A 24,396-nucleotide genomic window follows, 5' to 3' on the forward strand; every position below is an offset into this window, starting at 1 on the left:
CTCGCGGAGCCGGATGGTGCGGCCCTCCGGGTCCAGCCTGATCCGTCAGAAGGGCCCTAGGGGCGACTACTCCGGCCGGCAGCGGTCCCGTACCTCGGGAAGCGCCTTGAAGCCCGCCGCACTGTAGGTGGCGACGGCCGCGGTGTTGGCGCTCGGTGTGCCCACGAAGGCGCTGGACGCGCCCAGTTCGCGGAGGGCGGCGGCCGCGGCGAGGCAGATCGCCGCGCCGTGGCCGCGCCCGCGGTGTGCGCGGTGCACGCCCATCGGTTCGAGCAGTCCGGGCCTGCCCGGCCCCGCCGACCACACGGTCACCGCCGCGACGGCCGCGCCCCCGTCGTCGTACGCGAGCAGACACCGCGCCCGCGCGTACGGCGCTCCGTCCGCCATCGCGTGCCAGCGCTCCCCGGTGAACGTCGATCCGTCGAACGCCGCTCGGTGCACGGCCGCGTAGGCCTCGGCGCGCTCGGGGCCCGCCGTCTCGATCCGCACGGCCGGGGACTCGACCGGCTCTGTGAGGTCGCGGCTCAGTGGGCTCCACGCCTCGCCGGGGCGCCAGCCGGACTGGGCCAGCAGGGTGTGCAGCAGGGCGCCGCGCGGGGCCTCGACGGCGGCGGACCCCTCGGGCAGCACACCGCGCCCCGGTTCGGCGGCGTCGGTGAGCAACTCGCTGGCCAGTGAAGGGTCCTGGTGCTTCTCAGGCGCGAGCGCGAGGCGCAGCAGGCCGGGGCCGTCGAGCAGGCCGACGGCGAGGATCCGCCCGCCGTGCCGCCAGGTCCGCACGGCCGCGGCGGTCCGCTCCGCACCGGAGCGCCAGTACCAGCCCAGGTCCCCCGGATGCAGCTGGGGCGCCCCGGCGTCGTGCTGCCATGCGCGCAGGGTGTCCGCCACCGCGCCCAGTTCGTCGACTCGCGGTGTCCCCAACTCGATGGTCATGCGTCCGATCACACACCACGGGGGCGGGCGACCGCATCCGATTTCCCGCGCGCCGTCCCGGTCAGTCCTTGAACCGGTCGTCGTCCATCCCGGCCATGAGCGCCTGGTGGCTGCGGCGCACGTGTTCGCGCATGACGCGCTCCGCCCCGTCGCCGTCCTTGGCCTGGATGAGGTCGAGCACGCGGTGGTGCTCGTGGTCGGACTCGCTCAGGCGGCCGGGCTGGGCGAGGGAGGTGCGCACCAGGCGGGCGTACGCGAGCTGGTTCATCAGGGTGCGGTAGTGGGCCTCCAGCTTGGAGTTGTCGGCCCCGACGATGATCAGCTCGTGGAAGTCGTGCACCAGCTTCTCGTACTTCTCCGAGTCGCCGGCCCGCACCGCCTCGTCGGCCTCGCGCATCGTGGTGGCGAGGCGCTCCACCTCCGGCACGTTGCCGCGGAAGGCGAGGAGGCGGGCCGCCGCGCCCTCCAGGAGCTCCTTCATCTGGAAGAGCTCCGTGATCTCGCGGCGCGAGGGGACGGCGACGAACGTGCCGACCCGGGGCCGCACCTCCACCAGGCCCTCGATCTGGAGCTGCTTGAGTGCCTCGCGGATCGGGGTACGGCTGACGCCGAAGGTCTGCGACAGCGTCATCTCGGAGAGGCTGGAGCGCGGCGGCAGCTCCCCACTGATGATCATCCGGCGCAGCTCTTCGGCGACCTTCGCCTGCATGCTGGTCTGCTGCAGTGGCCTGGGGGCGGGTCGGTTGGGCTCTTGCATGGCACGAGAACCTAGTCTTCGGGGACGCACGGCGTCAATTGACGGGGAAACCCGGAATTGCCATGCAAGAGGGCGGGCAATGCCGTGGGGCCGCCGGGCCTACTGGAAGGCCGGGACGACCTCCTTGATGAACAGCTTCAGCGACTCCCGCTTCTCCTCGTGGGAGAGCGTGTTGTCGATCCAGAAGCTGTACTCGTCGACGCCGAGCTCCTCGTAGCCGCGCAGCCGCTCGATCACCTCGGCGGGCGTGCCGATCATCGCGGTCCTGCGCAGGGCCTCCGGGGCGAACTCGGGGCGCTCGGCGAACTTCTCCTCCGGGCTGGGCTCCAGGAAGCCGTTGTCCGGGCTCTTCTTGTTGCCGAACCAGGCGTCGAAGGTCCGGTAGAACTTGTTGATGCCCTCGGCCGCCGGGCGCCAGCCCTCCGGGTCCTCGGGGGCGTGCACGTGGGTGTGGCGCAGCACCATGATGTCGGGGCGGCGCTCCACCTCGGGGTGGTTGGCCACGGCGGTGTCGAACTTCTCCTTGAGCGCGGCCACCTCCTCGTCGCCCTTCATGAGCGGGGTGACCATCACGTTGCAGCCCTGGGCGACCGCGAAGTCGTGCGAGGCGGGGTCGCGGGCCGCGACCCACATCGGCGGGGTGGGCTGCTGCACCGGCTTGGGCACGCTCGTCGACGTCGGGAACTGCCAGATCTCGCCGTCGTGCGCGTAGTCGCCCTGCCACAACGCCCGTACGGCGGGCACGAGTTCGCGCAGGTGCTTGCCGCCGTCGCTCGCGGCGAGCCCGTCCGCGAGGCGGTCGAACTCGATCTGGTAGGCGCCGCGGGCGATGCCGACCTCGGCCCGGCCGTTGCTGATCACGTCGAGCAGCGCGGTCTCCCCCGCGGCCCGCACCGGGTGCCAGAACGGGGCGATGATGGTGCCCGCGCCGAGCCGGATGGTGTCGGTCTTCGCCGCCAGGTGCGCCAGGATCGGCATCGGGTTGGGCGAGATCGTGTACTCCATGGCATGGTGCTCGCCGACCCACACCGTGCTGAACCCGCCGGCCTCGGCCATCTGCGTCAGCTCGGTGAGGTTCTCGAAGAGTTCGCGGTGGGTGGTGTTCTCGTCCCAGCGCTCCATGTGCACGAACAGCGAAAACCTCATGACAACTCCTTCGCGGTGGTGGCCCGCATTTCCGCGAGCGTGGTGTCTGCGGTGGACCAGTGCGTGGTGGGCACCTCGTGGACGACGACCCGGATGTACTCGGGGCGGGTGTCGACCGAGCGCAGCACGGCCGCGTGGATCTCGTGCTGCAGGGTCCTGATCTGCTCGGGGCTTCGGCCCTCGGCGAGCGTGACGGTGATCTGGGGCACGGCGGTCAGCTCCGCATCGTGAACGGATCGGCCACGGGCTCCTCGCTCGTGTTGATCCATACGCTCTTGAGCCGGGTGTACTCCTTGATGGTCTCGGTTCCGTGCTCGACACCGACGCCGCTGGACTTGAAGCCCTGGCGCGGGGACATCGGGGACATGGCCCGGTAGGTGTTGACCCAGACGGTCCCGGCGTCGAGGCGGCCCGCCACCCGGTGGGCGCGGGACAGGCTGGTGGTCCAGATGCCGGCCGCGAGGCCGTACTCGGTGTCGTTGGCGAGGCCCACGACCTCGTCCTCGGTGTCGAACGGCATGATCGCCACGACCGGGCCGAAGATCTCCTCGCGGACCACGCGCATGCTGTTGTCGACGTCGACGAGGACGGTCGGCTCGTAGAAGCAGCCGCCCGTGCCGCCGTCGGTGGGGGCGCCGCCGGTCAGCACCCTGGCGCCCTCCTCCCGCCCGAGCTCGACGTAGGCCGCGACCTTGTCGCGCTGCGCCTCGAAGGCGAGCGGGCCGAGTTCGGTGGCCTCGTCGAGGGGGTCGCCGATGCGGATGGACTTGGCGCGCTCGCAGACCCGCTCCAGCAGCTCGTCGTAGACGGAGCGGTGGGCGAAGACGCGGCTGCCCGCGATGCAGGTCTGTCCGGCGGCGGCGAAGACCCCGGCGACGACGCCCATGGCGGCGTTCGCGACGTCGGCGTCCTCGAAGACGATCTGCGGGGACTTGCCGCCGAGTTCGAGGGTGGTGCCGATGAAGCGGCCCGCGGCCGTCGCGGCGATCTTCGATCCGGTCGCGGTGGAGCCGGTGAAAGAGATCTTGGCGAGTCCCTCGTGGTCGACGAGGGACTGTCCCGCCTCGGCGCCGAACCCGGTGACGACATTGACGACGCCGGGCGGGAAGCCGGCTTCCAGGGCGAGTTCGGCCAGGCGCAGGCCGGTGGCCGAGGTGTACTCGGAGGGCTTGACGACGACCGTGTTGCCCGCGCACAGCGCGGGGGCCAGCTTGCTGGTGGTCAGGGTCAGCGGCGAGTTCCAGGGGGTGATCGCGCCGACGACGCCGAGGGGTTCGCGGGCCGTGTAGTTGAGGACGGCCCGGTCGGAGGTGGGGACGGTCTCGCCATGGATCTTGTCGGCGAGTCCCGCGTAGTAGTGGAAGTACTCGGGCAGCGTGGCGAGTTGGCCGCGCATCTCGCGCAGCAGCTTGCCGTTGTCCCGCGACTCCATGAGGGCGAGCTCGTCCGCGTGCTCGGCGACGAGGTCGCCGAGGCGGCGCAGCAGGTGTCCCCGTTTGGTCTGGCTGAGTGCGCGCCAGCCCGGGTCCTCGAAGGCCGCGCGGGCGGCGGCGACGGCCCGCTCGACGTCGGCGGCGGTGCCGCGGGCCGCGCGGTAGAGGGTGCGGCCGGTGGCCGGGTCGGTGCTCTCGAAGTACTCGCCCGCGGCCGGCTCGACCCACCGGCCGCCGATGAAGTGCTTCCAGGTCGTGAGCTCAGACATGTGTGGTGTCTCCATGTGCGCTCTGGGTGATGAAGGTGGTGAGTGCCTCGGCGAACGCCTCCGGTCGCTCGACGGGCAGCATGTGTCGCGCGCCGGGCACGATCACGGCCCGGCAGTCGGGCAGCGCCCCGGCGAGCCGGTGGGTCATCTCGGGCGTGGACCCGGGGTCGTTCTCCCCGGTCACGGCGAGCGACGGGACGGTGATGTCGCCGAGGCGCGGGCCGAGTTCGGCGTCGGCGTTCGCGAACACCCGGTAGCAGCCGAGGAAGGACTCGACGTCGTTGGCGGCGAGCGTGGCCCGGGTCCGGTCGACGACCTCGTCCGGGACGGTGGTGCCGGTGTACCAGCGCTCGACGGACGCCTGGGTGGACGCCGCGAAGTCGCGCTCGGCGTTGTGCAGCCGGGCCTGGACGGCCGCCCGCTCGGTGGGGGTGCGGCGGCACACGGAGCTGGCCGAGACGAGCGTGCGTGTCAGCTCCGGCCGGTGCAGGGCGAGGTGCTGGGCGACGAGCGCGCCGAGCGAGAACCCGACCAGGTGGGCGCCGGCAGGGACGTGCGTGGCGACCCCGTCGGCCAGCTCCGCGAGGGTCACGTCGCCGCGCACGGGCGGGCGGGCGCCGTGCCCCGGCAGGTCCGGCGCGACGACGGTGAACCGGTCGGCCAGCAGGTCGGTGACGGGCTCCCACATGGTGCGGTCGAGCCCGACGCCGTGCAGCAGTACGAGGGGCGGCTTGGTCATGACGGTCGCCTACTGCTCGGTGGCGAGCGGGGCGAGGCGGGCCTGCGGGCGGCCTTGGGCGGCGGCTGCCAGACCGATGACGATCTCGTCGGCGCGCGGCCCGTCCGGGACCCGTACCTCGATGCTCTGGTGGTGCGAGCGGATGGTGGCGTCGGTGATGTGCTTGAGCGGGATGTCGAAGACACCTCCCGCGACCGCGCGCTTCTCCACGGCGGGCAGCAGCGTGGTGGCGTTGGCCGCCTTGCGGAAGTGGTCGCCGAACTTCAGCGTGTGGATCAGTGCGCTGCCGTGCTCCACCTCGCCGTCGAGGCCGACGACGGCGGCCTTCCCGTACGCCTCGACGGGCGCGCCGAGGGCCTCCACGACGCGCGGCGCGAGCAGCTCGCCGAGCTGCGGCGCCACCTCGTCGATGCCGGGCAGCAGGTCGGTGACGAAGCCCTGGCCCGCCCACGGGTTCTCGATCACGGCGAGCACCACGGCGGTGCGCGCGACCGAGTCGACGGGGCGGCCGCCCTCGGCGTGGATCTCTTCTACGTAGGTCAGGATCTTGCGGAGGTTCATCGGGCGGTCTCCAAGTCGGCGAGCCGGACCACGGGGTCCTGGCGGCGGTCTCCGATACGGGCGTTGGGGCGGGGCCCCGAGGCGGCGGCGGCCACCACGACGATCTCGTCGGGGCGTGGCGCGTCCGGCACCCGGATCTGCACGGTCTGGTAGTGGGAGCGGGTGGCGGCGGCGGTCTTGTGCCACACCGGGACGGTCAGCGGTTCACCGGCCGCGAGCCGGTCGTCGCTGAACACGATGATCGAGGTGCCCTCGGTCAGTTCCCTGAGCACATTGCCGAAGTACGGCGTGTGGATCAATGCCCCGCCGTGCTCGATCTCCCCGTCGAGCCCGACGACGGCCGCCTTCCCGAACGCCTCGACGTGCTCCACGCCGCCCAGCGTCTCGATCAGCCGGTCGGTGAGGAGGCGGCCGATGCCGGGCGCGATCTCCTCCACCTCGGGCTGGAGATCGGCGACGAATCCGCGTCCGGCCCAGGGGTTCTCGATCACGGCGGCCGCGGCGACGCGGCGTACGGGGGTGGCGACCGGCCGCCCGAGTTCCAGGAGGACCTCGTCCACCACGGTGACGACCTTGCGCAGTCTGCCTCGTGTGGGCTCGGCCCACAGTTGTTGGCCTGCTGATGCTTGCTGTGCCATGGCAGTGAGGCTAAGAGTCACCCGGTGGGTCGTCAAGGGTTGTCCGCGAAAGGCCGCCCCTGACCATGGGGTTCACAGGAAAAGGCCGTCAGGGGCAAGGAATTCCGTCCGAACCATTGACACCGCGGAGGTCCGATTCCTACCGTCCTCTGCCATACAACAGCTCTGCCATGCAAGAGCCGCAGAAGCCGATCGATGGAGCCGCCATGTCACTCGCCCTGGAACACGCCACCGACCGCCCCGCCCGCCTCCGCGCCGCCTGGGACGCGGCCTGGAACCGGGGCGAAGTCGACGCCCTGGACGCCGTGTTGAGCCCCGGCTACGTGCGCCGCCGCGGGCCGGCCGGCACCGCCCAGGACCGCGCCGGGTTCAAGGAGAGCATCAGCGCCGTGCGCGCGGCGTTCCCCGATCTGCAGACCGAGATCGAGGACCTGGTCGAGGACGGGGACCGGCTGGCCGTCCGCTGGCGCAGCACCGGCCGGCACACCGACACCTTCATGGGTGTGCCGCCCACCGGACGGCCCGTCGAGGTGTCGGGAGCCACCTTCGCCCGCTTCGACGGTGACACCGTCACCGAGGAGTCGGTCACCTTCGACTCCCGCCAGCTCCTGGAGTCGCTCGGCATCATCACGACGGCGCACGAGGCCGCCGTCGACGCCGACCTGGTCAAGGGGGTGCACCGCAAGTTCATCACCGGTGTCACCGTGGTGACCACCGACGACGACGGGACCCCCAAGGGACTCGCCGTGAACGCCTTCTCCAGCATCTCGCTCGACCCGCCGATGGTCCTGGTGTGCGTCCAGCGCAGCTCGTCGACACACCCCGCGCTGCACCGCGCGAGCCACATCGGCATCAACATCCTCGCCGCGGACCAGCTCGACGTGGCGAAGGTGTTCGCGAGCAAGGGCACCGACAAGTTCGCCGCCCTCGACTGGGCGCCCGGCGAGCACGGCGCCCCACTGCTCGCCGGCTCCGCGGCGCAGCTGGAGGTGGAGATCGGCGAGCGCCTGGAGGCCGGGAGTCACACCGTCTTCACCGGACGTGTAGTGTCTGCTGGTCATTCCGAGCTCGCCCCGCTTGTCTACAGCGGTGGCGGCTTCTTCGACATCTCGCAGACGGCGCCCCTTCCGTGGTGACTCGCGTCCGCCCCCGCAACCACGTTCTTCGGAGCACGTCATGACCCATGATTCCCAAGGCCCGCCCGTCTACGGCAGCGCCGTCACCAAGGTCGAGCCGTTCGGCGTCGACCACATCCCCGACAGTGAGCGGCACGGAAAGCCGAGTTCACAGTTCTTCGTGTGGTTCGCCGCGGGACTGAACTTCCCCGTCATCCTGCTCGGCTTCAGCGCCGCGTGGTTCGGGCTCAGCTTCGCCACCGCCGTCGGCGCGATCGTCGTCGGCGCCGGTGTCGGCGCCGTCCTGATGGCCGTCATGTCCCGCATGGGTGTCCGCCTCGGTGTGCCGCAGCAGATCCAGGCCCGGGGGCCGCTGGGCTTCTTCGGCAACTTCCTGCCCGTCGCCTACATCAACGTGTTCTCCGGTGTGGGCTGGGCGGCCGTCACGGTCATCCTCGGCGGCAAGGCCTTCGCCGAGCTGAGTCACCTGCCGTACTGGCTGTGTGCGCTGCTGCTCACCGTGGTCGAGCTCGTCGTGGCCATCTTCGGCTACAACATGATCAACTTCTTGCAGCGGGCACTGACGTACGTCCTCACCCCGCTGTTCGTCCTGATCACGGTCGTGGCGGTGGTCCGCGGCGGCAGCCTCTTCGAGGCGAATCCGCACGCGGACGGCTATGTCGGCGCGGCGGGCGGGTCGATCACGCTGGGCGGCTGGTTCCTGGCGTTCCTCGTGGCGTGGATGCCCTTCGCCTCCGACTACTCGCGCTATCTGCCCGACACCGCGAAGGTCGTCCGGCACACCACCTGGTACACCGCCCTCGGCAACTTCCTCACCATCGCCTGGCTCGGCATCCTGGGCGTCGTGGTCGGCGCCTCCGCCTCCAGCTCGGACACGATCACCGCGCTGCACGAGCTGATGGGGCCGTTCGCCGTCCCGGCCCTCGTCGCCGTCGGCCTGTCCGCCCTGGCCCAGAACTTCCTCAACGTCTACGGCGGCGCGATCTCCGTCCAGACCCTCAAGATCCCCGTCACCCGCACGCAGGCGGTGGCCGCTATCTGCGTCCTCGCCTACGGGATCAGCCTGTGGGGCGCCTCCGGCACGGAGGACAAGTTCAAGGTCTTCCTGAACCTGACCGCGTACTTCATCGCGCCGTTCGCCGCCGTGCTCCTGATCGACTTCTACCTGGGCGGGCGCAGCGACCCGCGCAGGATCGCCGAGCTCTACGACCGCTCCAGGATCATCGACTGGGGCCTGGTGGCCTGGGCGGCCGGCGTCGTGGCGTCCGTGCCCTTCTGGGTGTCCGACATCTACACCGGCGCCTTCGCCGCGGCCCACCCGGGAGCCGGCGACCTGAGCATGCTCGTCGCCGCCGCTGTCGCGGTCGTCGTGTACCTCTTCACGTACCGGCTGAAGCCGCTGTGGCGGCGCAAGGGTGCCGAGAGCACCGCGCAGGAGCCGGACGCCACGGAGGAGCAACTGGCCGAGCGCGCACCGGACTTGATCGGGCGCGGCTGACGCGGAGCCACCGCGGCGGGTGTGTCCGCCGCGGTGGCGGGTAAGGCACTCCCCGTGCAGGATGTCGCCAAAGCGACGCAAGAGCGAGGAGTGCCGGAAGTGATTCGAAAACTGCAGGCGGTCGCGCTGGACTGCGCCGACCCCGTCCAGCTCGCCGAGTTCTACGCGGAGCTGCTCGGCGGCCGGGTGGTCGTGGACCCCGACGACCCCGACTGGGTCGACGTGGTGGGGTTCGAGGGCACGCCCTTGGCCTGCCAGCGGGTGGAGGGGTACCGGCCGCCGCAGTGGCCCAGCCAGGACCATCCGCAGCAGGTCCATCTGGACTTCGACGTGGACGACCTCGAGGCGGACGAGAAGCGGGTGCTCTCCCTCGGGGCGACACTCCTGGAGCGCACGGACCGGATCCGGCCCGGCACCAACTGGCGGGTCTACGCGGATCCGGCCGGCCACCCGTTCTGCCTCTGCCTGCACTGAGCGCGACGGGCCGCGCCCGGCCCTCACGTGCCGGGCGCGGCCCGCTCCAGTTCGTCGACGCTCCCCGACATCACGGTCGGCAGATGCGCGGTCAGGTGCTCCAACGGCCAGTCCCACCAGGCCAGTTCGACCAGCCGGTCGACGTCGGCGTCGCTGTACCTGCGGCGGATCAGGCGGGCCGGGTTGCCACCCACGATGCCGTAGTCGGGGACGTCGTCGACCACCACGGCCCCCGAGCCGATCACAGCGCCGTGGCCGATGCGGACGCCCGGCATCACCGTCGCCCGGTAGCCGAACCACACGTCGTTGCCGACCACGGTGTCACCGCGCCCCGGCAGCCCGGTGATGAGGTCGAAGTGCTCGGCCCACGAACCACCCATGATGGGGAAGGGGAACGTGGAAGGGCCGTCCATGCGGTGGTTGGCGCCGTTCATGATGAAGCGCACGCCCTCCCCCAGCGCGCAGAACTTCCCGATGATCAGCTTCTCGGGCCCGTAGTGGTACAGCACGTTGCGGGTCTCGAAGGCGGTCGGGTCGTCCGGGTCGTCGTAGTACGAGAAGTCACCGACCTCGATGAGGGGCGAGGTGACGAGGGGTTTCAGCAGGACCACCCGCTGCTGCCCGGGCACGGGGTGCAGCACGGTCGGGTCGGCAGGGTGGTTCGATGCCAACGGTCGCCCTCTTTCGGAGCTCGAAGGGGGTCCGACACCGGCCGTCACCCCATTGACATGACATTTGAACAAGGACGATCGTACTCGGGCCAGCGCGCACCAGAAGCTCCGGAGCGAAGGGACGCCAGCCGAGATGCCGTTCGATGTGTTGACCATGGGCCGGTCCGGAGTGGACGTGTATCCGCTCCAGACCGGGGTGGGACTTGCGGAGGTGTCGACGTTCGGGAAGTACCTGGGCGGCAGCCCGACGAACGTGGCGGTCGCCGCGGCCCGGTACGGGCGGAGCACGGCCGTCATCACGAAGACGGGCGGGGACCCCTTCGGCGAGTTCGTGCGGACGGCCCTCGCGGGCTACGGGGTCGACGCCTCGTTCGTCGGCACGTCGGACATCGCGCCGACCCCGGTGACGTTCTGCGAGATCTTCCCGCCGGACGACTTCCCGCTGTACTTCTACCGCCTGCCGAAGGCGCCGGACCTGGACATCCGCCCCGAGGAACTGGACCTGGACGCGGTGGCGTCGGCCCGGATCTTCTGGGTGACGGGGACCGGTCTGTGCGCGGAGCCCTCGCGTGCGGCGACGCTGGCCGCGCTGCGGCACCGGGACAGGAGCGGGACGACGGTGTTCGACCTGGACTGGCGGCCGATGTTCTGGGACGACACCGACACCGACTCCGCGGAGACCGGGCGGGCACGCGAGATCTACCGCGAGGCACTCGCCCACACCACGGTGGCGGTCGGCAATCTCGCCGAGTGCGAGGTCGCGACGGGCGAGCGGGAGCCGTACGCGGCGGCAACCGCCCTGCTGGAGGCGGGCGTTGAGCTGGCCGTCGTGAAGCAGGGCCCCAAGGGCGTGCTCGCCATGGACCGCGACGGCGCGGTTGCCGAACTGCCGCCGGTGCCGGTGGACGTGGTCAACGGCCTGGGCGCGGGCGACGCGTTCGGCGGGGCGCTGTGCCACGGGCTGCTCGCGGGCTGGGACGTGGCGCGGACGGTGGCGTACGCCAACGCCGCGGGCGCGCTGGTGGCGGGCCGGCTCGCGTGCTCGGACGCCATGCCCACCGCGTCCGAGGTCGAGGAGAAGCTGCGCGAGGTGAACGGTGAGCGATGAGGAGACGACTGTGCGCATAGGTGTCATCGGGGCCGGCTGGATCGGGCGGGAGCACATCCGCCGGCTCACCGACGTGGTCGTCGGGGCGCGGGTCACCGCGGTCACCGACATCGACGCGGAGCGCGCGGCCGAGGCGGCGCGGTACCCCGGCGCGCGGGTGTACGCGGACGGTGCCTCGCTGATCGCCGCCCCCGAGGTCGACGCGGTGCTCGTCACGTCGCCGGGCACCACCCACGCCGAGCACGTCCTGAACGCCATCGCCACGGGCAAGCCCGTCTTCTGCGAGAAGCCCCTCGCCACCACGGCCGCGGACTGCCTGAAGATCGTCGAGGCGGAGCAGGCGCACGGCAGCCGGCTCGTGCAGGTCGGGTTCATGCGCCGCTTCGACCAGGGCTACCGGCAGATGAAGGAGGTCATCGACGCGGGCCGGATCGGCACCCCGCTGATGGTGCACTGCGCGCACCGCAACCAGTCGTCCCCGGTCTCGTACACCTCCGACATGGCCGCCCTCGACACGGCCGTGCACGAGATCGACGTGCTGCGCTGGCTCCTGGACGACGAGATCGTGTCCGCCCAGGTGATCGTTCCGCGATCGACGACGCACAAGCACGCGCACCTCACCGACCCCCAGTTCATGCTGTTCGAGACCGCGCGAGGCGTCCGGATCGATCTGGAGGTCTTCGTCAACTGCCGCTACGGCTACGACATCCAGTGCGAGACGGTCGGCGAGGAGGGGCTCGTGCGGCTGCCCGACCCGGCGGCGGTCGGGGTGCGCACTGCGGGCGCGCACAGCACGGCGATCCTGCCGGACTGGACGGGCCGGTTCGCCGACGCCTTCGACACCGAGTTCCGCGAGTGGGTCGCGAACCTGGCGGCGGGCCTCCCGCCCACCGGTCCCACGGCCTGGGACGGCTACGCGGCCACCGTCATCACCGGCGCCACCGTCGAATCCCGCAGGTCGGGGCAGGTCGTCACCACGGACATCCCTCACCGCCCCGCGTTCTACGTCACCTGAACCTTGGACGCGTGTTTGGTCCGCATAAGGCGGGGCAGGCGCCACGGCCGACGAACATTGCTTGATTCTGCAACCTTTCGCAGGTCGATGAGAACGAGGTTCATGTGTCAGTCAGGCTTGAGGCCGAGCACCTGTACAAAGTGTTCGGCAGGCGACAGGAAGAGGCGGTCGAGCGGCTCCGCGAAGGGGCCGACCGTGAGGAGCTGCGGGCCGAAGGGACCACGGCGGGCGTGATCGACGCCTCCTTCACGGTGGAGTCCGGCAAGATCTTCGTCGTCATGGGCCTGTCGGGCTCGGGCAAGTCGACCTTGCTGCGCATGCTCAACGGGCTTTCGGACCCGACGTCGGGACACGTGAAGTTCGACGGCCAGGACCTGACCTCGCTGCCCGCGAAGGAGCTGCGCGAGGTCCGCTCCCGGAAGATCAGCATGGTCTTCCAGCACTTCGCCCTGTTCCCGCACCGCAGCGTGCTGGAGAACGCGGCCTACGGACTCGCCGTGCAGGGTGTGCCGCGCGCCGAGCGCGAGGAGCGCGCCGCGCAGGCCCTGGAGCTGACCGGTCTGAAGGGCTGGGAGCAGTCGTTCCCCGACGAGCTCTCCGGCGGTATGCAGCAGCGCGTGGGCCTGGCCCGCGCGCTGGCCACCGACGCCGAGCTGCTGCTGATGGACGAGTCGTTCAGCGCCCTCGACCCGCTGATCCGCCGTGACATGCAGGACCAGCTGCTCGTGCTGCAGAAGAAGCTCAAGAAGACGATCGTCTTCATCACGCACGACCTCAACGAGGCGATGCGCCTGGGCGACCGAATAGCCGTCATGCGCGACGGCCGCATCGTGCAGAACGGCACGCCCGAGGACATCCTGGTCCGCCCGGAGAGCGACTACGTCGCCAACTTCATCCAGGACGTCGACCGTTCGCGGGTGCTGACCGCCGGTGCGATCATGGAGTCCCCCGAGGCCCTGCGCGAGCACTCCGGCGGATCGGGCCCCACCGACACCGAACTGCTGGAGCAGGCACCCGCCCGCGTGAGCCCCGACACCCCGCTCGCCGACCTGTTCGCGCCGTGCGCGCAGCGGTCCGCGGAGCCCGTCGCCGTCGTCGAGGACGAGGTGCTGGCCGGAGTGGTGAGCCAGCGGCGACTGCTGTCCGTGCTCGGCGAGGCCGCGTCCGGCGACCAGGGCGACGAACAGAACGACACGAGCAAGGTGACCCCGCGTGCCTAGAATCCCCTTCGGCGACTGGGTGAACACCGCGGTCAACTGGCTCCTGAACAACGCCGCCTGGCTGTTCGACTTCTTCAAGGCCGTCTTCGAGGGCGCTTACGACGGCATCCTCGCCGTGCTCGACGCCCCGCAACCGCTGCTCCTCGCCGGCATCTTCGCCGTGTGCGCCTGGCTGCTGCGCGGACTGCTCGCAGGGGTCCTCTCCTTCGTCGGCTTCGCCTTCATCAACTCCCTCGAACTGTGGGAACACGCGATGATGACGCTGTCGCTGGTGCTCGTCGCCACGATCCTCGCGCTGGTCATTGCGGTGCCCCTCGGCGTCTGGGCCGCGTACTCGGACCGGGTCAGCGCGGCCGTGCGGCCGGTCCTCGACCTCATGCAGACGATGCCGGCGATGATCTACCTGATCCCGGCGATCCTGTTCTTCGGCAGCGGCGCGCCCGCGGGCATCGTCGCCACCCTGGTCTTCGCCCTGGCGCCCGGCGTCCGCCTGACCGAGCTGGGCATCCGGCAGGTCGACGGCGAACTGGTCGAGGCCGCCGAGGCGTTCGGCACCCGGCCCGGGAAGATCCTGTTGCGCGTTCAGTTCCCGCTCGCGCTGCCCACCGTCATGACCGGCGTCAACCAGGTCATCATGATGGCCCTGTCCATGGCCGCCATCGCCGGCATGGTCGGCGCCGACGGCCTCGGCGGCGACGTCAACGAGGCCATCGGCCAGCTCAACGTCGGGCTGGGCGCCGAGGCCGGCATCGCCATCGTGCTGCTCGCGATCTACCTCGACCGGATGACCGGCGCGCTCGGCACCCAGGTGTCGCCGCTCGGCCGGCGCCTCGCGGCCAAGCGCCGCGCCACCGTCACCGGCTTCGGCGCGCAGCTGTGGAACCACCGTCCGCGCCCCGCCTTCGCCGGGATCGGCGTCGTCGTCCTCGCCCTCGTCGCGGGCGGACTGGGTGTCTTCGGCGGTTCCGGGAAGTCCACCGCCAAGGGCGTCGGCAACGGCGAGAAGATCACCATCGGCTACATCCCCTGGGACGAGGCCACCGCCACCACGTACCTGTGGAAGGAGGCCCTGGAGCGTCGCGGCTACGAGGTGCAGGTCAAGCAGTTCGAGCTCGGACCGCTGTGGACCGCGCTGTCGCGCGGCGACGTCGACTTCCAGACCGACGCCGCGCTCCCCATCACCCACGCGCCGTACTGGAAGAAGTACCACAAGGACGTCGAGACGCTGGGCACCTGGTACACGGGCAAGATGGAGAACAAGCTGGCCGTGCCCGCGTACATGAAGGACGTGAACTCCCTCGCCGACCTGAACAGTCACGCGAGCGAGTTCGGCGGCAGGATCACGGGCATCGAGGCCAGCGCGGGCATGACGGCCATCCTGAAGAAGAAGGTCGTGCCGACCTACGGCCTCGGCTCCAAGTTCAAGGTCGTCGACAGCTCCACGCCCGCGATGCTCGCGGAGCTCAAGCGCGCGTACGCGGCGAAGAAGCCGATCGTCGTGAGCCTGTGGACCCCGCACTGGGCCTACGCCGACTTCGACATGAAGAACCTGAAGGACCCGAAGGACGCCTGGGGCAAGGGCGACGACCTGCGCGGCGTCGGCCACAAGGGCTTCTCCGACGAGCACCCCCGCGTGGCCGGCTGGCTGAAGAACTTCAAGATGAACGAGAAGCAGCTCGCCGAGCTGGAGTCCGAGATCAACAAGGTGGACAAGGGCGAACAGCAGGACGCGGTCCGCTCCTGGCTGAAGAAGCACCCCGGCTTCGCGGAGAAGATGACTCCGGTCAAGAAGTAGCGCACGGCCGCAGTCGATGCGGACGAGTCGAGGGGGCGGCCCGTGGGCCGCCCCCTCCGCGCGTGCGTACTCAGCGCACCTTCTTGATGGGTATCACCACCAGCGCACCCACCACGCAGATCACCGTCGCCACGTGCAGCATCGTCGCGTAGCTGTCGCCGCCGACCGTGGTGACGAGGAAACCGGCGAGGCCGGGGGCGAGGGCCTGGGGGCCGGCGTTGGCGACGTTGAAGACACCGAGGTCCTTCGCCGCGTTGTCGGGGTCGGGCAGGACGTCCATCACCAGGGCGATGTCGACGCCGATGTACATGCCGTAGCCGAGCCCGAGCACCAGTTCGGCCCAGTAGAAGGCCCCCACGGAGTCGACGTGCACCAGCATGTACGTGCCGATCCCGAAGAGCAGGGTGGCACCCGCCACGAACACCTTGCGGCGGCCCGTCTTGTCGGACAGCCATCCGGCGGTCTGCGAGGCCACCATCAGGGCGACCGTGTAGACGAGGATGCCGGTGGCCATCGCGCCGGTGGCCTCGCTCACGGACAGGTCGAGCTGGTGCTCCAGGTACATGAGCCGGAACGTGGTGAACATGAACGACGCCAGGATCACCATGAACCGGGAGGCGAACGCCCAGGCGAAGTCCGGGTGTTGGCGCGGGTTCACCCAGAACGTCTTGACCACGGTGAGCAGACCGCCGTCGGTCCGGGGGCGCTCGCGCAGCGCCACGTCCGGGAGTGCCACGGCGTACAGGACCATCGCGGCGAGGCCCACGAGGCCCGGCACCATGAACAGCAACAGCATGTCGCGGCCGAGGAGTTGACCCGCGTACGCGGCGCCCAGCACACCGGCGTTCTGCATCAGTCCGATGAGGCCGGAGACCCGGCCGCGCTGGTGGGTCGGGACCTGGTCGGCCACGGAGGCCAGGTAGGCGGCGAGCGCGGCGTTGGCGCAGACCTGCCCGAAGAACCAGGCGACCGCGACGGTGGCCACGTTGGGGGCGAGGGCGATCACCAGCAGACAGCAGGTGAGTCCGGCCGCTCCGGCGACCAGCCAGGGGCGGCGGCGACCGAAGCGGCCCGTGGTCATGTCGCTGATCCGGCCGAAGACCGGGTTGGCGAGGAACGCTCCCGCCGCGCCGAGCGAGGAGACGGTGGCCAGGGCGGTGACCGCGTCGCCGTCGGCGGTGAGCGTCTGCAGCTTGAGCGTGAGGCTGACGTAGACGGGCGTCAGGAGGGCGAGATACAGGCCGGCCTGCGCGATCGCGAGGAAGACGAGGAGTCGGGGCGGGGCCTTGCGGGTGGGCGGCGGTACGGCCGGGGCGTCCGGGGCGGCGGAGTCCGTCGTGGAGGTACCGGCGCCGGACGGGTCGGGGGTTCCCATGGTTCGCCTCCTTGCGAGCCAGGGTGGATGGGGGGACCGGGCCGGGACACCGGCGGCGTGCGGTGGGGGTGGGTGTCCCGGTCCGACGGGGTGTGCGCGTCAGGCCTGTGTGTGCCCCAGCCCGAGCAGCGCGTCCCTGTTGCGCGCCAGGAGGTCGAAGCGGTCGAGGTCGGTCGTGTCGATTTCGGCGATGTGCCAGGTGAGGGTGGGGCCGCCGGCCTCGATGGCGGCGGGGATGCCGACGTCGCCCGTGCCGATCGGGGTCTGCGGCTCCTCGCGCACCGCCTTGCCGTCCTTGAGATGGGCGGCCACCACGCGGCCGTCGAGGGCGCGCAGGACGGCGGCCGGGTCCTGGCCGGCGACGGTGGCCCAGTAGACGTCGAGTTCGGCGAGGACCTGCGGGCCGGTCAGCTCCCAGAACACGTCGTAGCCGCTGCGGCCCTCGGGCAGTGTCGTCCACTCCAGCTCGTGGTTGTGGTACCCGAGGCGGATGCCGTGCCCGGCGAGTTCGGTGGCGGCCTCGGTGACCCGGGCGGCGAACCGGGTCAGGGTGTCCAGGTCGCCGAACACGTCGCGGCCGAAGTGGTCGCCGCCGTCGAAGCCCTCGACGAGGCCGGGGATCGGGATGAAGGCGGTGTCGGTGCCGAGGATGCGGCACTCCTCGGCGAGGGTGGCGAGCTCGCCTGCGGCGATCGAGGCGTGCAGGGAGCAGACGGAGAGGCCGGCCGCGTCCAGGTCGGCGCGCAGGGCGCGGGCCTTGGCGAGGCGCTCGTCGGCGGGGGTGCGCCAGTCGCCGAGGCCGAAGGGCTCGACGTACCGGTAGCCGAGGCCGGCGAGGCGGGAGAGCGTGCCGGCGCGGTCCTTGTCCAGGTCCTCGCGGAGGCTGAACAACTGGACGGCGAGCGTGCCGGTGGGCTGAGGGGTGGTGGCCATGGTGGGTCGGTCCTCCGGTCAGTCGACGATCAGCGGGCGGAGTGTGCGGTGGGCGATGTCGAGTCCCTGGACGACCTTCTCCGGGGTGCCGCCCCAGACCGGGTCCTCGTGCTCGACGGAGAGGGTGCCGGTGAAGCCGTGCTCGTAGAGCCGGTCGAGGACCACGCCCCAGTCGACCTGGCCCCGGCCGGGGACGCGGTAGCGCCACCAGCCCATGTCCCACGGGTTCTTCGTACGGTCGCGGGCGGGCCCGAAGTGGCCGTACCGCTGCCGGTCCTGCGGGCGCAGCTCGACGTCCTTGGCCTGCGCGTGCACGATCCGGTCGGCGTAGGGCGCGATGGTCTCCACCGGGTCGATGCCGATCCAGGTGAGGTGGGACGGGTCCCAGTTGAGGTACAGGCCCAGGTCGAACATCCACTCCCACAGCTCCGGGGAGTAGGCGAGGTTGCCGGGGTAGCCGTCGGGGTGCCAGCCCTCCATCACGCAGTTCTCGATGATGAGCTGCACGCCGCGCTCCCCCGCGTACTCCACGAACCCGGGGAAGATCCGCTCGGCCTCGGCGAGGTTCTCGGCGACGGGCCGGGTCCAGTCGCGGCCGATGAAGGTGCCGACGTACGGGATGCCGAGGCGCTGCGCCGTGTCGATGGCGTGCTTGAGGTGGGTGCCGTGGGCGGCGCGCTGCTCGGGGTCGGGGTGGAGGTGGTTCTCGTAGAAGGCGAGCGCGGAGATCTCCAGGCCGTGCCGGTCGAGGAGGGCGCGGGTGCGCTCCTCGTCCGCGCCGGTGAAGGTGGCCACGGGCAGGTGGGCGGCCTCGAAGTCGCGGCCTCCCGTGCCGGGCCAGACGGCGACTTCGAGGGCCTGGTAGCCACGGCCCGCGGCGTACTCGGCGATCTTGTCGAGGTCCCAGGAGGGCAGGCAGGCGGTGAGCATGCCGAGGGTGATCCGGCTCGTGTTCGGTTCGCTCATGGGTTCACTCATGGGTCAGTTCACCTTTGTCCAGGTGCCGTTGGCGGATGAGGTCAGGAAGGCGTCGACGAGGCGGGCGGAGCGCAGCCCGTCGGCGAAGAGCGGGAGCCCTTCGGGTGTCTCGCCGGTGGTGACGGCCACGTACACGTCGGCGACGAACGCGGCGAAGCAGTCGACGTACCCCTGCGGATGGCCGGGCGGGACGACGTTGAGGCGCTGCTGCCCGGGCGAGACGTGTCCGGCGCCGCGGTGCAGGACGCGGGAGGAGTCCTCGCCGCCGAGCCAGAGGGTGTCGGGGTTCTCCTGGTCGAAGACGGCGCTGCCCGCGGAGCCGTCGAGCTCGAACCAGAGGCGGTTCTTGCGGCCCGCGGAGACCTGGGACACCACGGTGGAGGCGAGCGCCCCGCCGTCGGTGCGCAGGAGCAGCGCGGCGGCGTCCTCGGTGGTGACGGTGGCCCGCTCCCCCGAACCGGGCGTGGCCGTAAAGGACTTGGCGCCCTCCGTCGGCCGTGCGGGGACCGCGACCGTGCGGTGCGCGGTCAGTTCGGTGAAGCGTTCGCCGGTGACCCACTCGACGAGGTCGCACCAGTGCGAGCCGATGTCGGCGAAGGCGCGGGAGTCACCCCCGGCGGCCGGGTCCACGCGCCACCCGGAGGCGTCCGGGTCGAGCATCCAGTCCTGGAGGTAGCTGCCGTGCAGCAGGTGCCACCCGCCGAACTCCCCGGCCCTGGCCCTGCTGCGCAGTTCCCGTACGAGGGGGTGGTAGCGGTACACGAACGGCACGGCGGCGACGGTGCCCGCCCGCTCGGCGGCCTGCGTCAGGCGCTCGGCGTCGGCCACGGTGGTGGCCAGCGGCTTCTCGCACACCACGTGCTTTCCGGCGGCGAGGGCACGTTCCGCGTATGCGGCGTGGGTGCGGTTGGGGGTGCAGATGTGCACGACGTCGACGTCCGCGTCGGCGAGCAGGTCGTCGACGTCCCCGTAGGCGGCGACCGGTTGGCCGGGCGCCGACCAGTCGGCGGCGACCCGCGCGGACCGCTCCGCGGTGGAGGCGAGCACACCGGTCACCCGGCCTCCGGCGGTGCGGACCGAACGGCGGTGCACCTCGGCGATCATCCCCGCGCCGACGATCGCGGAGCGGAGCTGAACGGCGGTCGGATCAGGGTGCGTTGGTGCGGGCGGGGCCATCTCGGCCGCCCTCCTTTCGACGTCGACTCATGACGCCGTGCACACCGTCGGCGGAGGTACCTCGTCCCGCAGATGAACGTAGGACATGCAATTTGGCCCTGACAAGCAAAAGTTACTGCATCTTGAGAGTCATAAATGGAGCGGACGACGGTACGGTGTGCAGCCATGTCCACCTCTGCCTTCGCCCGCGCCCGGCTGTCCGTTCCCACCCTGCGGTTCCGGGACGGCGGCGGGCTGCTGTATTCGACCCTCGCCCGGCTCGTCGCGTCCGGCGCCGCCGTGCACCGCGGCGACCTGGTGATACGTGCGGGGCTCGCCCGCTCCACCGTCACCCGGCACCTGGACGCGCTGATCGAGGCCGGGGTCGTGGTCGAGGGCGGCGGCGTGGCGCGCGCCGGGCGCGGGCGGCCGGCGCAGCTCCTCGCGCTCAACCCGCGGGCGGGGCTCGTGGCCGCGGCCGACATCGGGGCCCGCGACGCCCGGCTCGCCGTCGCCGACCTGTCGCAGAACCCGCTGGCCACCACCCACATCCCCGTGGATCTGGCCCGGGGCCCGGAGGCGGTGCTCGGCGAAGTGGAGGCGGCCCTGCGCGAGCTGCACGCCTCCACGGGCGAGCGCCGGGCCCCGCTGTGCGCGGTGACGGTCGGGCTGCCGGGGCCCGTCGACCACGCGGCCGGGGCGCCGGTCCGGCCGCCGATCATGCCGGGCTGGGACGGGTACCCGGTGGGCGACGCGCTCGCGAAGCGGTTCGGCTGCGCGGTGCTCGTCGACAACGACGTGAACCTGATGGCCCTGGGCGAGGCGCGCAGCCTGCCCGCCGACCAGCTCCCGCTGCTGTTCGTGAAGGTGTCGACCGGCATCGGCGGCGGCCTGGTCTCCGCAGACGGAGAGCTGCACCGCGGGGCGGACGGCGCGGCGGGCGACATAGGTCACCTGCCGGTCACTCGCGGCGGCGCGTCCGACGTGGTGTGCCGGTGCGGGAAGAGCAGCTGCGTGGAGGCGGTCGCCTCGGCGGCGGTGATGATCCGGCAGCTCAACGAAACCCGGAAGGGCCCGGGTTCGGAGCTGCGCTCCACCGGCGACCTGGCCCGCCTCGTCGCCCACGGCGACCCCGAGGCCCTCCGTGTCGTCCGGACGGGGGCCGAGCGGATCGGCGAGGTGGTGGCGCTCCTGCTGCACGTCTACAACCCGGCCCGCGTCGTCCTCGGCGGTGCCCTGGCCGGCGCGGGCGACGAACTCCTCGCCGGGGTGCGCTCGGTGGTCTATCGCCAGGCCCTCCCCCTGGCCACCCGCCGGCTCGTCCTCGAACCGAGCACCCTGGACGAGCAGGCAGGACGCGTCGGCGGCACCGTCCTCGCGGTGGAGCACGTGCTGTCACCGGACGGGGTCGTGGACCTGATGGAACGGCGGCTGGGCCGCGGCGCGGCGGACCACCCCGGCCCCACGAATCGACGCGCGCACCCTTGACATCGCCCGGGCCCGGTGTTTGATTGACGCAAGATCGTGCACTTCGCGGCGGAGGTCTCGTCCCCCGAACCCACCCCGCGCGAAGGGAAGTCACACCCACATGAGCCGTAGCGTCAACGTCGGCATCCTCGGCACCGGTTCGATCTTCCGTGCCTACGCCGCCGGCATCGCCACGATCCCCGAGCTGACCGTCACCCGCGTCGCCGACGTGGACCTGGAGCGAGCCCGCACCGCCGCGGCCCAGTTCGGCATACCGGCTGCCGGGACCACGGAGGAGCTGCTGGCCGACGCCGACGTGGAGATCGTCGTCAACATCACCCCGCCCGCCGTGCACGCGCCCCTCAACGACGCGGCCCTGCGCGCCGGGAAGCACGTCTACACGGAGAAGCCGCTGGCCGCGACCACCGAGCTGGCGCGCGCCAACCTGGTGACGGCGACGGAGACCGGGCGCACGCTGGGCGGCGCGCCCGACACGTTCCTCGGCACGGCCGGGCAGACGGCGCGCGCCGCGCTCGACGAGGGCCTGATCGGCACGCCGTTCGCCGCGACGAGCTTCGTGCGCTCCAGCCGAGTGCAGGCGTGGCACCCCAGCCCCGGCTTCTTCTTCCAGGCGGGCGGCGGTCCTGTCCTGGACTGGGGGCCGTACCACGTGGCGGCGCTGGTGAATCTGCTCGGCCCGGTGCGCGATGTCATGGGTGCCAACGCGACGGCCGAGAAGGAGCTGGCCGTCACCGCCCCCGAGCGGACCGTCGAGTCGGTGCCGGTGGAGGTGTCCACGCACGCCACCTCCATCCTCCGCTTCGACTCCGGGGTGCTGGCGACGGTCATGTACTCCTTCGACGTGTGGGACACCGAGCTGCCGCACCTGGAGATCTACGGCACCGGCGGCACGCTCTCGCTGCCCGACCCCAACACCTTCGACCGCCCGGTGCGGATCAAGCGCCGCGGCGACACCGAGTGGAGCGAACTCCCCGCGGTGACCGCGGCGAAGGCCCCCGCCACCGGACCGTTCCGCGGGCTCGGCGTCCTCGACCTGGCCCGGCACCTGGACGGCGGTCCGCACCGCGCGTCCGGCGAGTTCGCCTTCCACGTCCTCGACGTCCTGGAGCGGATGTCGCTGGCGTCCCCGGAGTCCGGCGCGCTCACGGTGACCTCCTCCGTGAAGCGCCCGGCTCCCCTGGACCGTCCCTGAAGGGCGGCCGGCCTACGGGTAGAAGTGGGTCAGGGACTCCGCCACGCACGCGGGCTTCTCGGAATTCTCCAGCTCGAAGGTGAACGACCGCGTCATCTGCACGCCGCCCCGCGCGACCTCCGTCACGTCGGCGACGGAGGCGTGCAGCCGGACGCGGCTGCCGACGGGCACCGGCGCCGGGTAACGGACGCGGTTGACACCGTAGTTGAGCGCCCGCCCGACGCCCTTCACCTCAAGCAGTTCGCCGAACATCGGGATGCCCCAGCTGAGCACCATGTAGCCGTGCGCGATGGTGCGTCCGTACGGTCCTTCGGCCGCGCGCTCGACGTCGGTGTGGATCCACTGGTGGTCCCCGGAGACGTACGCGTACGCGTCGATGAGCTCCTGGGTGATCACCTTCCAGTCGGAGTGCCCGAGGTCGCGTCCGGCGAGGCCGAGGATCTCCGGGATTCCGTGGACGGTCAGGGGCATGGTCAGGCTCCGTTCGTGGTTGCGGTCGCGGGGCTCCGCTGCTCAACCGCCGCAGGGGCTTCATGAGCGAGCTCGTCGTGGTTGGGGCGCTTGAGCAGGAGCAGCATGCAGCCGAGGGTGAGCGCGACCTGGAACAGGGCGTAGGCGATGACCGCCGTGATGGAGCCCGTCCGGTTGAGCAGGAACTGGCCGACGATCGGGGTCGTGCCGCCGAGCAGCGTGCCGCACAGCTGGTAGCACAGGGAGATGCCGGTGTAGCGCAGATGGGCGGGGAAGCGGCTGGCGAGCATGCCGGCGAGCGCCGCGTAGTAGAGGCAGTGCGGGATGGTGGCGACGGCGACGCCGAGCATCGCGAGACCGTAGTTGTTCGTGCTGATGAGGACGAACATCAGCGGCAGCAGCACGAGTTCGGGCAGCAGCATCACGGTGACCGCGCGCGACCAGCTCTTCATCCTGGTGGCGAGGACGGCGCCGAAGGGCTGGACGATGACCTGCGTGATGTTGGCGACGAGGATGATCGTCAGGAAGGAGCTGCGGTCGAAGTCGAGCGAGGTGGTGGCCCAGGACAGGGCGAAGGTCGACTTGAAGTACGTCGCGGACAGGCCGATGGTGCAGGCGCCGATGCCGAGGGCGATCAGGCCGGGGTGGCTGCGCAGGACCTCGGTGAGCGGGAGCTTGACGACTTCCTTCTTCTCGATGAGCTTGGCCATGGCCGGGGACTCGGCGACCTTGAGCCGGACCAGGAGGCCCACGAGGACGAGGACGGCGGAGGCGAGGAACGGGATCCGCCAGCCCCAGGACACGAAGGCGTCGTCGGGCAGCTGGCTGATGGCGAGGAAGCTCAGCGTGGCCAGGGTGTTGCCGACGGGCGAGCCCTGCTGGGCGAACGCCCCGTACAGCACCGACTTGCCCTTGGGCGCGCTCTCGGAGGCGATGAGGACGGAGCCGCCCCACTCGCCGCCGAGGCCGATGCCCTGGATCATGCGGATGCACACCAGCAGGATCGGCGCGGCGACCCCGATGGAGGAGTAGCCGGGCAGCAGGCCGATCGCGGTGGTGGACAGACCCATCATCAGCAGCGTGATGACGAGGGTCTTCTTGCGGCCCAGGCGGTCGCCGAAGTGACCGAAGACGATGCCGCCGAGCGGGCGGGCGAGGAAGCCGACCCAGAAGGTGGCGAAGGCGACCAACGTGCCCACGGCGCCTTCGAGTTCGGGGAAGAAGACCTTGTCGAAGGCGAGCGCCGCCGCGGTTCCGTAGATGTAGAAGTCGAACCACTCGATGGTGGAGCCGACGAAGGCGCCGAATCCTGCTCTGTTGGCGGCTCTGGTCTCCGCGCGCGAGGTGGCGGTGGACGCACTCATGGGTCGCTCCGTGAACGTCGTTGATCAAGCGGATGGGGACGGCTGGG

24 protein-coding genes are annotated in these 24,396 nt (G+C 71.2%); 9 read left to right on the plus strand and 15 right to left on the minus strand.

Features of this window, described 5'->3' with window-relative positions; genetic code table 11:
• Positions 1 to 66: 66 nt before the first annotated feature.
• The 8 genes from ACY34M_RS31900 to ACY34M_RS31935 form a co-directional block, all read right to left on the minus strand.
• Positions 67 to 933, minus strand: a complete 867-nt coding sequence (locus ACY34M_RS31900; protein ID WP_462722005.1) for a GNAT family N-acetyltransferase — start codon at positions 931 to 933, stop codon at positions 67 to 69.
• Positions 934 to 994: 61 nt separating this feature from the next.
• The gene (locus ACY34M_RS31905; RefSeq protein ID WP_462722004.1) at positions 995 to 1,690 is read right to left on the minus strand and encodes a GntR family transcriptional regulator; all 696 of its coding nucleotides are present in this window, start codon (positions 1,688 to 1,690) and stop codon (positions 995 to 997) included.
• Positions 1,691 to 1,789: 99 nt separating this feature from the next.
• Positions 1,790 to 2,836, minus strand: a complete 1,047-nt coding sequence (locus ACY34M_RS31910; protein WP_462722003.1) for an LLM class flavin-dependent oxidoreductase — start codon at positions 2,834 to 2,836, stop codon at positions 1,790 to 1,792.
• On the minus strand, positions 2,833 to 3,045 hold the full coding sequence (locus tag ACY34M_RS31915; RefSeq protein ID WP_462722002.1) for a tautomerase family protein: 213 nt from the start codon (positions 3,043 to 3,045) through the stop codon (positions 2,833 to 2,835). The genes ACY34M_RS31910 and ACY34M_RS31915 overlap by 4 nt, the downstream gene beginning before the upstream one ends.
• A gap of 5 nt (positions 3,046 to 3,050) precedes the next feature.
• On the minus strand, positions 3,051 to 4,538 hold the full coding sequence (locus ACY34M_RS31920) for an aldehyde dehydrogenase (protein WP_462722001.1): 1,488 nt from the start codon (positions 4,536 to 4,538) through the stop codon (positions 3,051 to 3,053).
• Complete coding sequence (locus tag ACY34M_RS31925) at positions 4,531 to 5,277, minus strand: alpha/beta fold hydrolase (protein ID WP_462722000.1); 747 nt, start codon at positions 5,275 to 5,277, stop codon at positions 4,531 to 4,533. Before ACY34M_RS31925 ends, ACY34M_RS31920 begins: the two co-directional genes overlap by 8 nt.
• Before the next feature lie 9 nt (positions 5,278 to 5,286).
• Positions 5,287 to 5,838 (minus strand): amino acid synthesis family protein, encoded by a 552-nt coding sequence (locus ACY34M_RS31930; protein WP_462721999.1) that lies wholly within the window; start codon positions 5,836 to 5,838, stop codon positions 5,287 to 5,289.
• Positions 5,835 to 6,476, minus strand: coding sequence for an amino acid synthesis family protein (locus ACY34M_RS31935; protein WP_462721998.1), 642 nt, complete (start codon positions 6,474 to 6,476; stop codon positions 5,835 to 5,837). The genes ACY34M_RS31930 and ACY34M_RS31935 overlap by 4 nt, the downstream gene beginning before the upstream one ends.
• A 206-nt stretch (positions 6,477 to 6,682) precedes the next feature.
• Here ACY34M_RS31935 and ACY34M_RS31940 point away from each other — a divergent pair, with 206 nt between their 5' ends.
• The 3 genes from ACY34M_RS31940 (at position 6,683) to ACY34M_RS31950 (ending at position 9,584) form a co-directional block, all read left to right on the plus strand.
• A complete protein-coding gene (locus tag ACY34M_RS31940) occupies positions 6,683 to 7,612 on the plus strand; it encodes a flavin reductase (RefSeq protein WP_462721997.1) in 930 nt (309 codons plus the stop codon).
• A 40-nt stretch (positions 7,613 to 7,652) separates the two neighbouring features.
• Positions 7,653 to 9,110, plus strand: coding sequence for a purine-cytosine permease family protein (locus tag ACY34M_RS31945; RefSeq protein WP_462721996.1), 1,458 nt, complete (start codon positions 7,653 to 7,655; stop codon positions 9,108 to 9,110).
• Between the two features lie 99 nt (positions 9,111 to 9,209).
• Entirely contained in the window at positions 9,210 to 9,584 is a 375-nt protein-coding gene (locus ACY34M_RS31950; protein WP_462721995.1) for a VOC family protein, read from the plus strand.
• 23 nt (positions 9,585 to 9,607) lie between these two features.
• Here the strand turns inward: ACY34M_RS31950 and ACY34M_RS31955 are convergent, their stop codons facing one another.
• Positions 9,608 to 10,255 carry a CatB-related O-acetyltransferase gene (locus ACY34M_RS31955; RefSeq protein WP_462721994.1) on the minus strand — a complete coding sequence of 216 codons (648 nt, stop codon included), beginning with the start codon at positions 10,253 to 10,255 and terminating at the stop codon, positions 9,608 to 9,610.
• A gap of 133 nt (positions 10,256 to 10,388) precedes the next feature.
• Between ACY34M_RS31955 and iolC the strand changes: the two genes are divergently transcribed.
• The 4 genes from iolC to ACY34M_RS31975 all read left to right on the plus strand — a co-directional run bounded on the left by iolC (position 10,389) and on the right by ACY34M_RS31975 (position 15,393).
• The gene (gene iolC / locus ACY34M_RS31960; RefSeq protein WP_462721993.1) at positions 10,389 to 11,363 is read left to right on the plus strand and encodes a 5-dehydro-2-deoxygluconokinase; all 975 of its coding nucleotides are present in this window, start codon (positions 10,389 to 10,391) and stop codon (positions 11,361 to 11,363) included.
• Entirely contained in the window at positions 11,353 to 12,378 is a 1,026-nt protein-coding gene (locus tag ACY34M_RS31965; protein WP_462721992.1) for a Gfo/Idh/MocA family oxidoreductase, read from the plus strand. Before iolC ends, ACY34M_RS31965 begins: the two co-directional genes overlap by 11 nt.
• 104 nt (positions 12,379 to 12,482) lie before the next feature.
• Positions 12,483 to 13,598: a quaternary amine ABC transporter ATP-binding protein gene (locus tag ACY34M_RS31970; protein WP_462721991.1), complete on the plus strand. Its 1,116-nt coding sequence runs from the start codon at positions 12,483 to 12,485 to the stop codon at positions 13,596 to 13,598.
• On the plus strand, positions 13,591 to 15,393 hold the full coding sequence (locus tag ACY34M_RS31975; RefSeq protein ID WP_462721990.1) for an ABC transporter permease/substrate binding protein: 1,803 nt from the start codon (positions 13,591 to 13,593) through the stop codon (positions 15,391 to 15,393). Before ACY34M_RS31970 ends, ACY34M_RS31975 begins: the two co-directional genes overlap by 8 nt.
• Positions 15,394 to 15,463: 70 nt before the next feature.
• On the opposite strand, the gene ACY34M_RS31980 is transcribed toward ACY34M_RS31975, so the two are convergent.
• From ACY34M_RS31980 to ACY34M_RS31995, 4 genes are all read right to left on the minus strand, one after another.
• Positions 15,464 to 16,768 (minus strand): MFS transporter, encoded by a 1,305-nt coding sequence (locus ACY34M_RS31980; RefSeq protein WP_462721989.1) that lies wholly within the window; start codon positions 16,766 to 16,768, stop codon positions 15,464 to 15,466.
• Between the two features lie 99 nt (positions 16,769 to 16,867).
• On the minus strand, positions 16,868 to 17,701 hold the full coding sequence (locus tag ACY34M_RS31985) for a sugar phosphate isomerase/epimerase family protein (protein ID WP_462721988.1): 834 nt from the start codon (positions 17,699 to 17,701) through the stop codon (positions 16,868 to 16,870).
• 18 nt (positions 17,702 to 17,719) lie between these two features.
• Entirely contained in the window at positions 17,720 to 18,679 is a 960-nt protein-coding gene (locus ACY34M_RS31990) for a sugar phosphate isomerase/epimerase family protein (RefSeq protein ID WP_462721987.1), read from the minus strand.
• Positions 18,680 to 18,682: 3 nt separating this feature from the next.
• Complete coding sequence (locus ACY34M_RS31995) at positions 18,683 to 19,855, minus strand: Gfo/Idh/MocA family protein (protein ID WP_462721986.1); 1,173 nt, start codon at positions 19,853 to 19,855, stop codon at positions 18,683 to 18,685.
• 165 nt (positions 19,856 to 20,020) lie between these two features.
• Here ACY34M_RS31995 and ACY34M_RS32000 point away from each other — a divergent pair, with 165 nt between their 5' ends.
• Both ACY34M_RS32000 and ACY34M_RS32005 read left to right on the plus strand, forming a co-directional pair.
• Positions 20,021 to 21,322 carry an ROK family protein gene (locus tag ACY34M_RS32000; RefSeq protein WP_462721985.1) on the plus strand — a complete coding sequence of 434 codons (1,302 nt, stop codon included), beginning with the start codon at positions 20,021 to 20,023 and terminating at the stop codon, positions 21,320 to 21,322.
• A 100-nt stretch (positions 21,323 to 21,422) separates the two neighbouring features.
• Entirely contained in the window at positions 21,423 to 22,514 is a 1,092-nt protein-coding gene (locus tag ACY34M_RS32005) for a Gfo/Idh/MocA family protein (RefSeq protein ID WP_462721984.1), read from the plus strand.
• A gap of 12 nt (positions 22,515 to 22,526) precedes the next feature.
• Here the strand turns inward: ACY34M_RS32005 and ACY34M_RS32010 are convergent, their stop codons facing one another.
• Positions 22,527 to 22,985 carry a MaoC family dehydratase gene (locus tag ACY34M_RS32010; protein ID WP_462721983.1) on the minus strand — a complete coding sequence of 153 codons (459 nt, stop codon included), beginning with the start codon at positions 22,983 to 22,985 and terminating at the stop codon, positions 22,527 to 22,529.
• A 2-nt stretch (positions 22,986 to 22,987) separates the two neighbouring features.
• Entirely contained in the window at positions 22,988 to 24,349 is a 1,362-nt protein-coding gene (locus ACY34M_RS32015; RefSeq protein WP_462721982.1) for an MFS transporter, read from the minus strand.
• Between the last annotated feature and the right edge of the window lie 47 nt (positions 24,350 to 24,396).

This window comes from Streptomyces sp. EDA2-14, assembly GCF_054963755.1.

What these genes read in the sequence shown, in the direction of transcription:
- ACY34M_RS32010 (WP_462721983.1), bottom strand. Translation starts at nt 22,985, where the DNA reads ATGCCCCTGACCGTCCACGGAATCCCGGAGATCCTCGGCCTCGCCGGA.
- ACY34M_RS31940 (WP_462721997.1), top strand. Translation starts at nt 6,683, where the DNA reads ATGTCACTCGCCCTGGAACACGCCACCGACCGCCCCGCCCGCCTCCGC.
- ACY34M_RS31925 (WP_462722000.1), bottom strand. Translation starts at nt 5,277, where the DNA reads ATGACCAAGCCGCCCCTCGTACTGCTGCACGGCGTCGGGCTCGACCGC.
- ACY34M_RS32000 (WP_462721985.1), top strand. Translation starts at nt 20,021, where the DNA reads ATGTCCACCTCTGCCTTCGCCCGCGCCCGGCTGTCCGTTCCCACCCTG.
- ACY34M_RS31985 (WP_462721988.1), bottom strand. Translation starts at nt 17,701, where the DNA reads ATGGCCACCACCCCTCAGCCCACCGGCACGCTCGCCGTCCAGTTGTTC.
- ACY34M_RS31935 (WP_462721998.1), bottom strand. Translation starts at nt 6,476, where the DNA reads ATGGCACAGCAAGCATCAGCAGGCCAACAACTGTGGGCCGAGCCCACA.
- ACY34M_RS31980 (WP_462721989.1), bottom strand. Translation starts at nt 16,768, where the DNA reads ATGGGAACCCCCGACCCGTCCGGCGCCGGTACCTCCACGACGGACTCC.
- ACY34M_RS31920 (WP_462722001.1), bottom strand. Translation starts at nt 4,538, where the DNA reads ATGTCTGAGCTCACGACCTGGAAGCACTTCATCGGCGGCCGGTGGGTC.
- ACY34M_RS31905 (WP_462722004.1), bottom strand. Translation starts at nt 1,690, where the DNA reads ATGCAAGAGCCCAACCGACCCGCCCCCAGGCCACTGCAGCAGACCAGC.
- ACY34M_RS31990 (WP_462721987.1), bottom strand. Translation starts at nt 18,679, where the DNA reads ATGAGTGAACCCATGAGCGAACCGAACACGAGCCGGATCACCCTCGGC.
- ACY34M_RS31945 (WP_462721996.1), top strand. Translation starts at nt 7,653, where the DNA reads ATGACCCATGATTCCCAAGGCCCGCCCGTCTACGGCAGCGCCGTCACC.
- ACY34M_RS32005 (WP_462721984.1), top strand. Translation starts at nt 21,423, where the DNA reads ATGAGCCGTAGCGTCAACGTCGGCATCCTCGGCACCGGTTCGATCTTC.
- ACY34M_RS31900 (WP_462722005.1), bottom strand. Translation starts at nt 933, where the DNA reads ATGACCATCGAGTTGGGGACACCGCGAGTCGACGAACTGGGCGCGGTG.
- ACY34M_RS31995 (WP_462721986.1), bottom strand. Translation starts at nt 19,855, where the DNA reads ATGGCCCCGCCCGCACCAACGCACCCTGATCCGACCGCCGTTCAGCTC.
- ACY34M_RS31930 (WP_462721999.1), bottom strand. Translation starts at nt 5,838, where the DNA reads ATGAACCTCCGCAAGATCCTGACCTACGTAGAAGAGATCCACGCCGAG.
- ACY34M_RS31910 (WP_462722003.1), bottom strand. Translation starts at nt 2,836, where the DNA reads ATGAGGTTTTCGCTGTTCGTGCACATGGAGCGCTGGGACGAGAACACC.
- iolC (WP_462721993.1), top strand. Translation starts at nt 10,389, where the DNA reads ATGCCGTTCGATGTGTTGACCATGGGCCGGTCCGGAGTGGACGTGTAT.
- ACY34M_RS32015 (WP_462721982.1), bottom strand. Translation starts at nt 24,349, where the DNA reads ATGAGTGCGTCCACCGCCACCTCGCGCGCGGAGACCAGAGCCGCCAAC.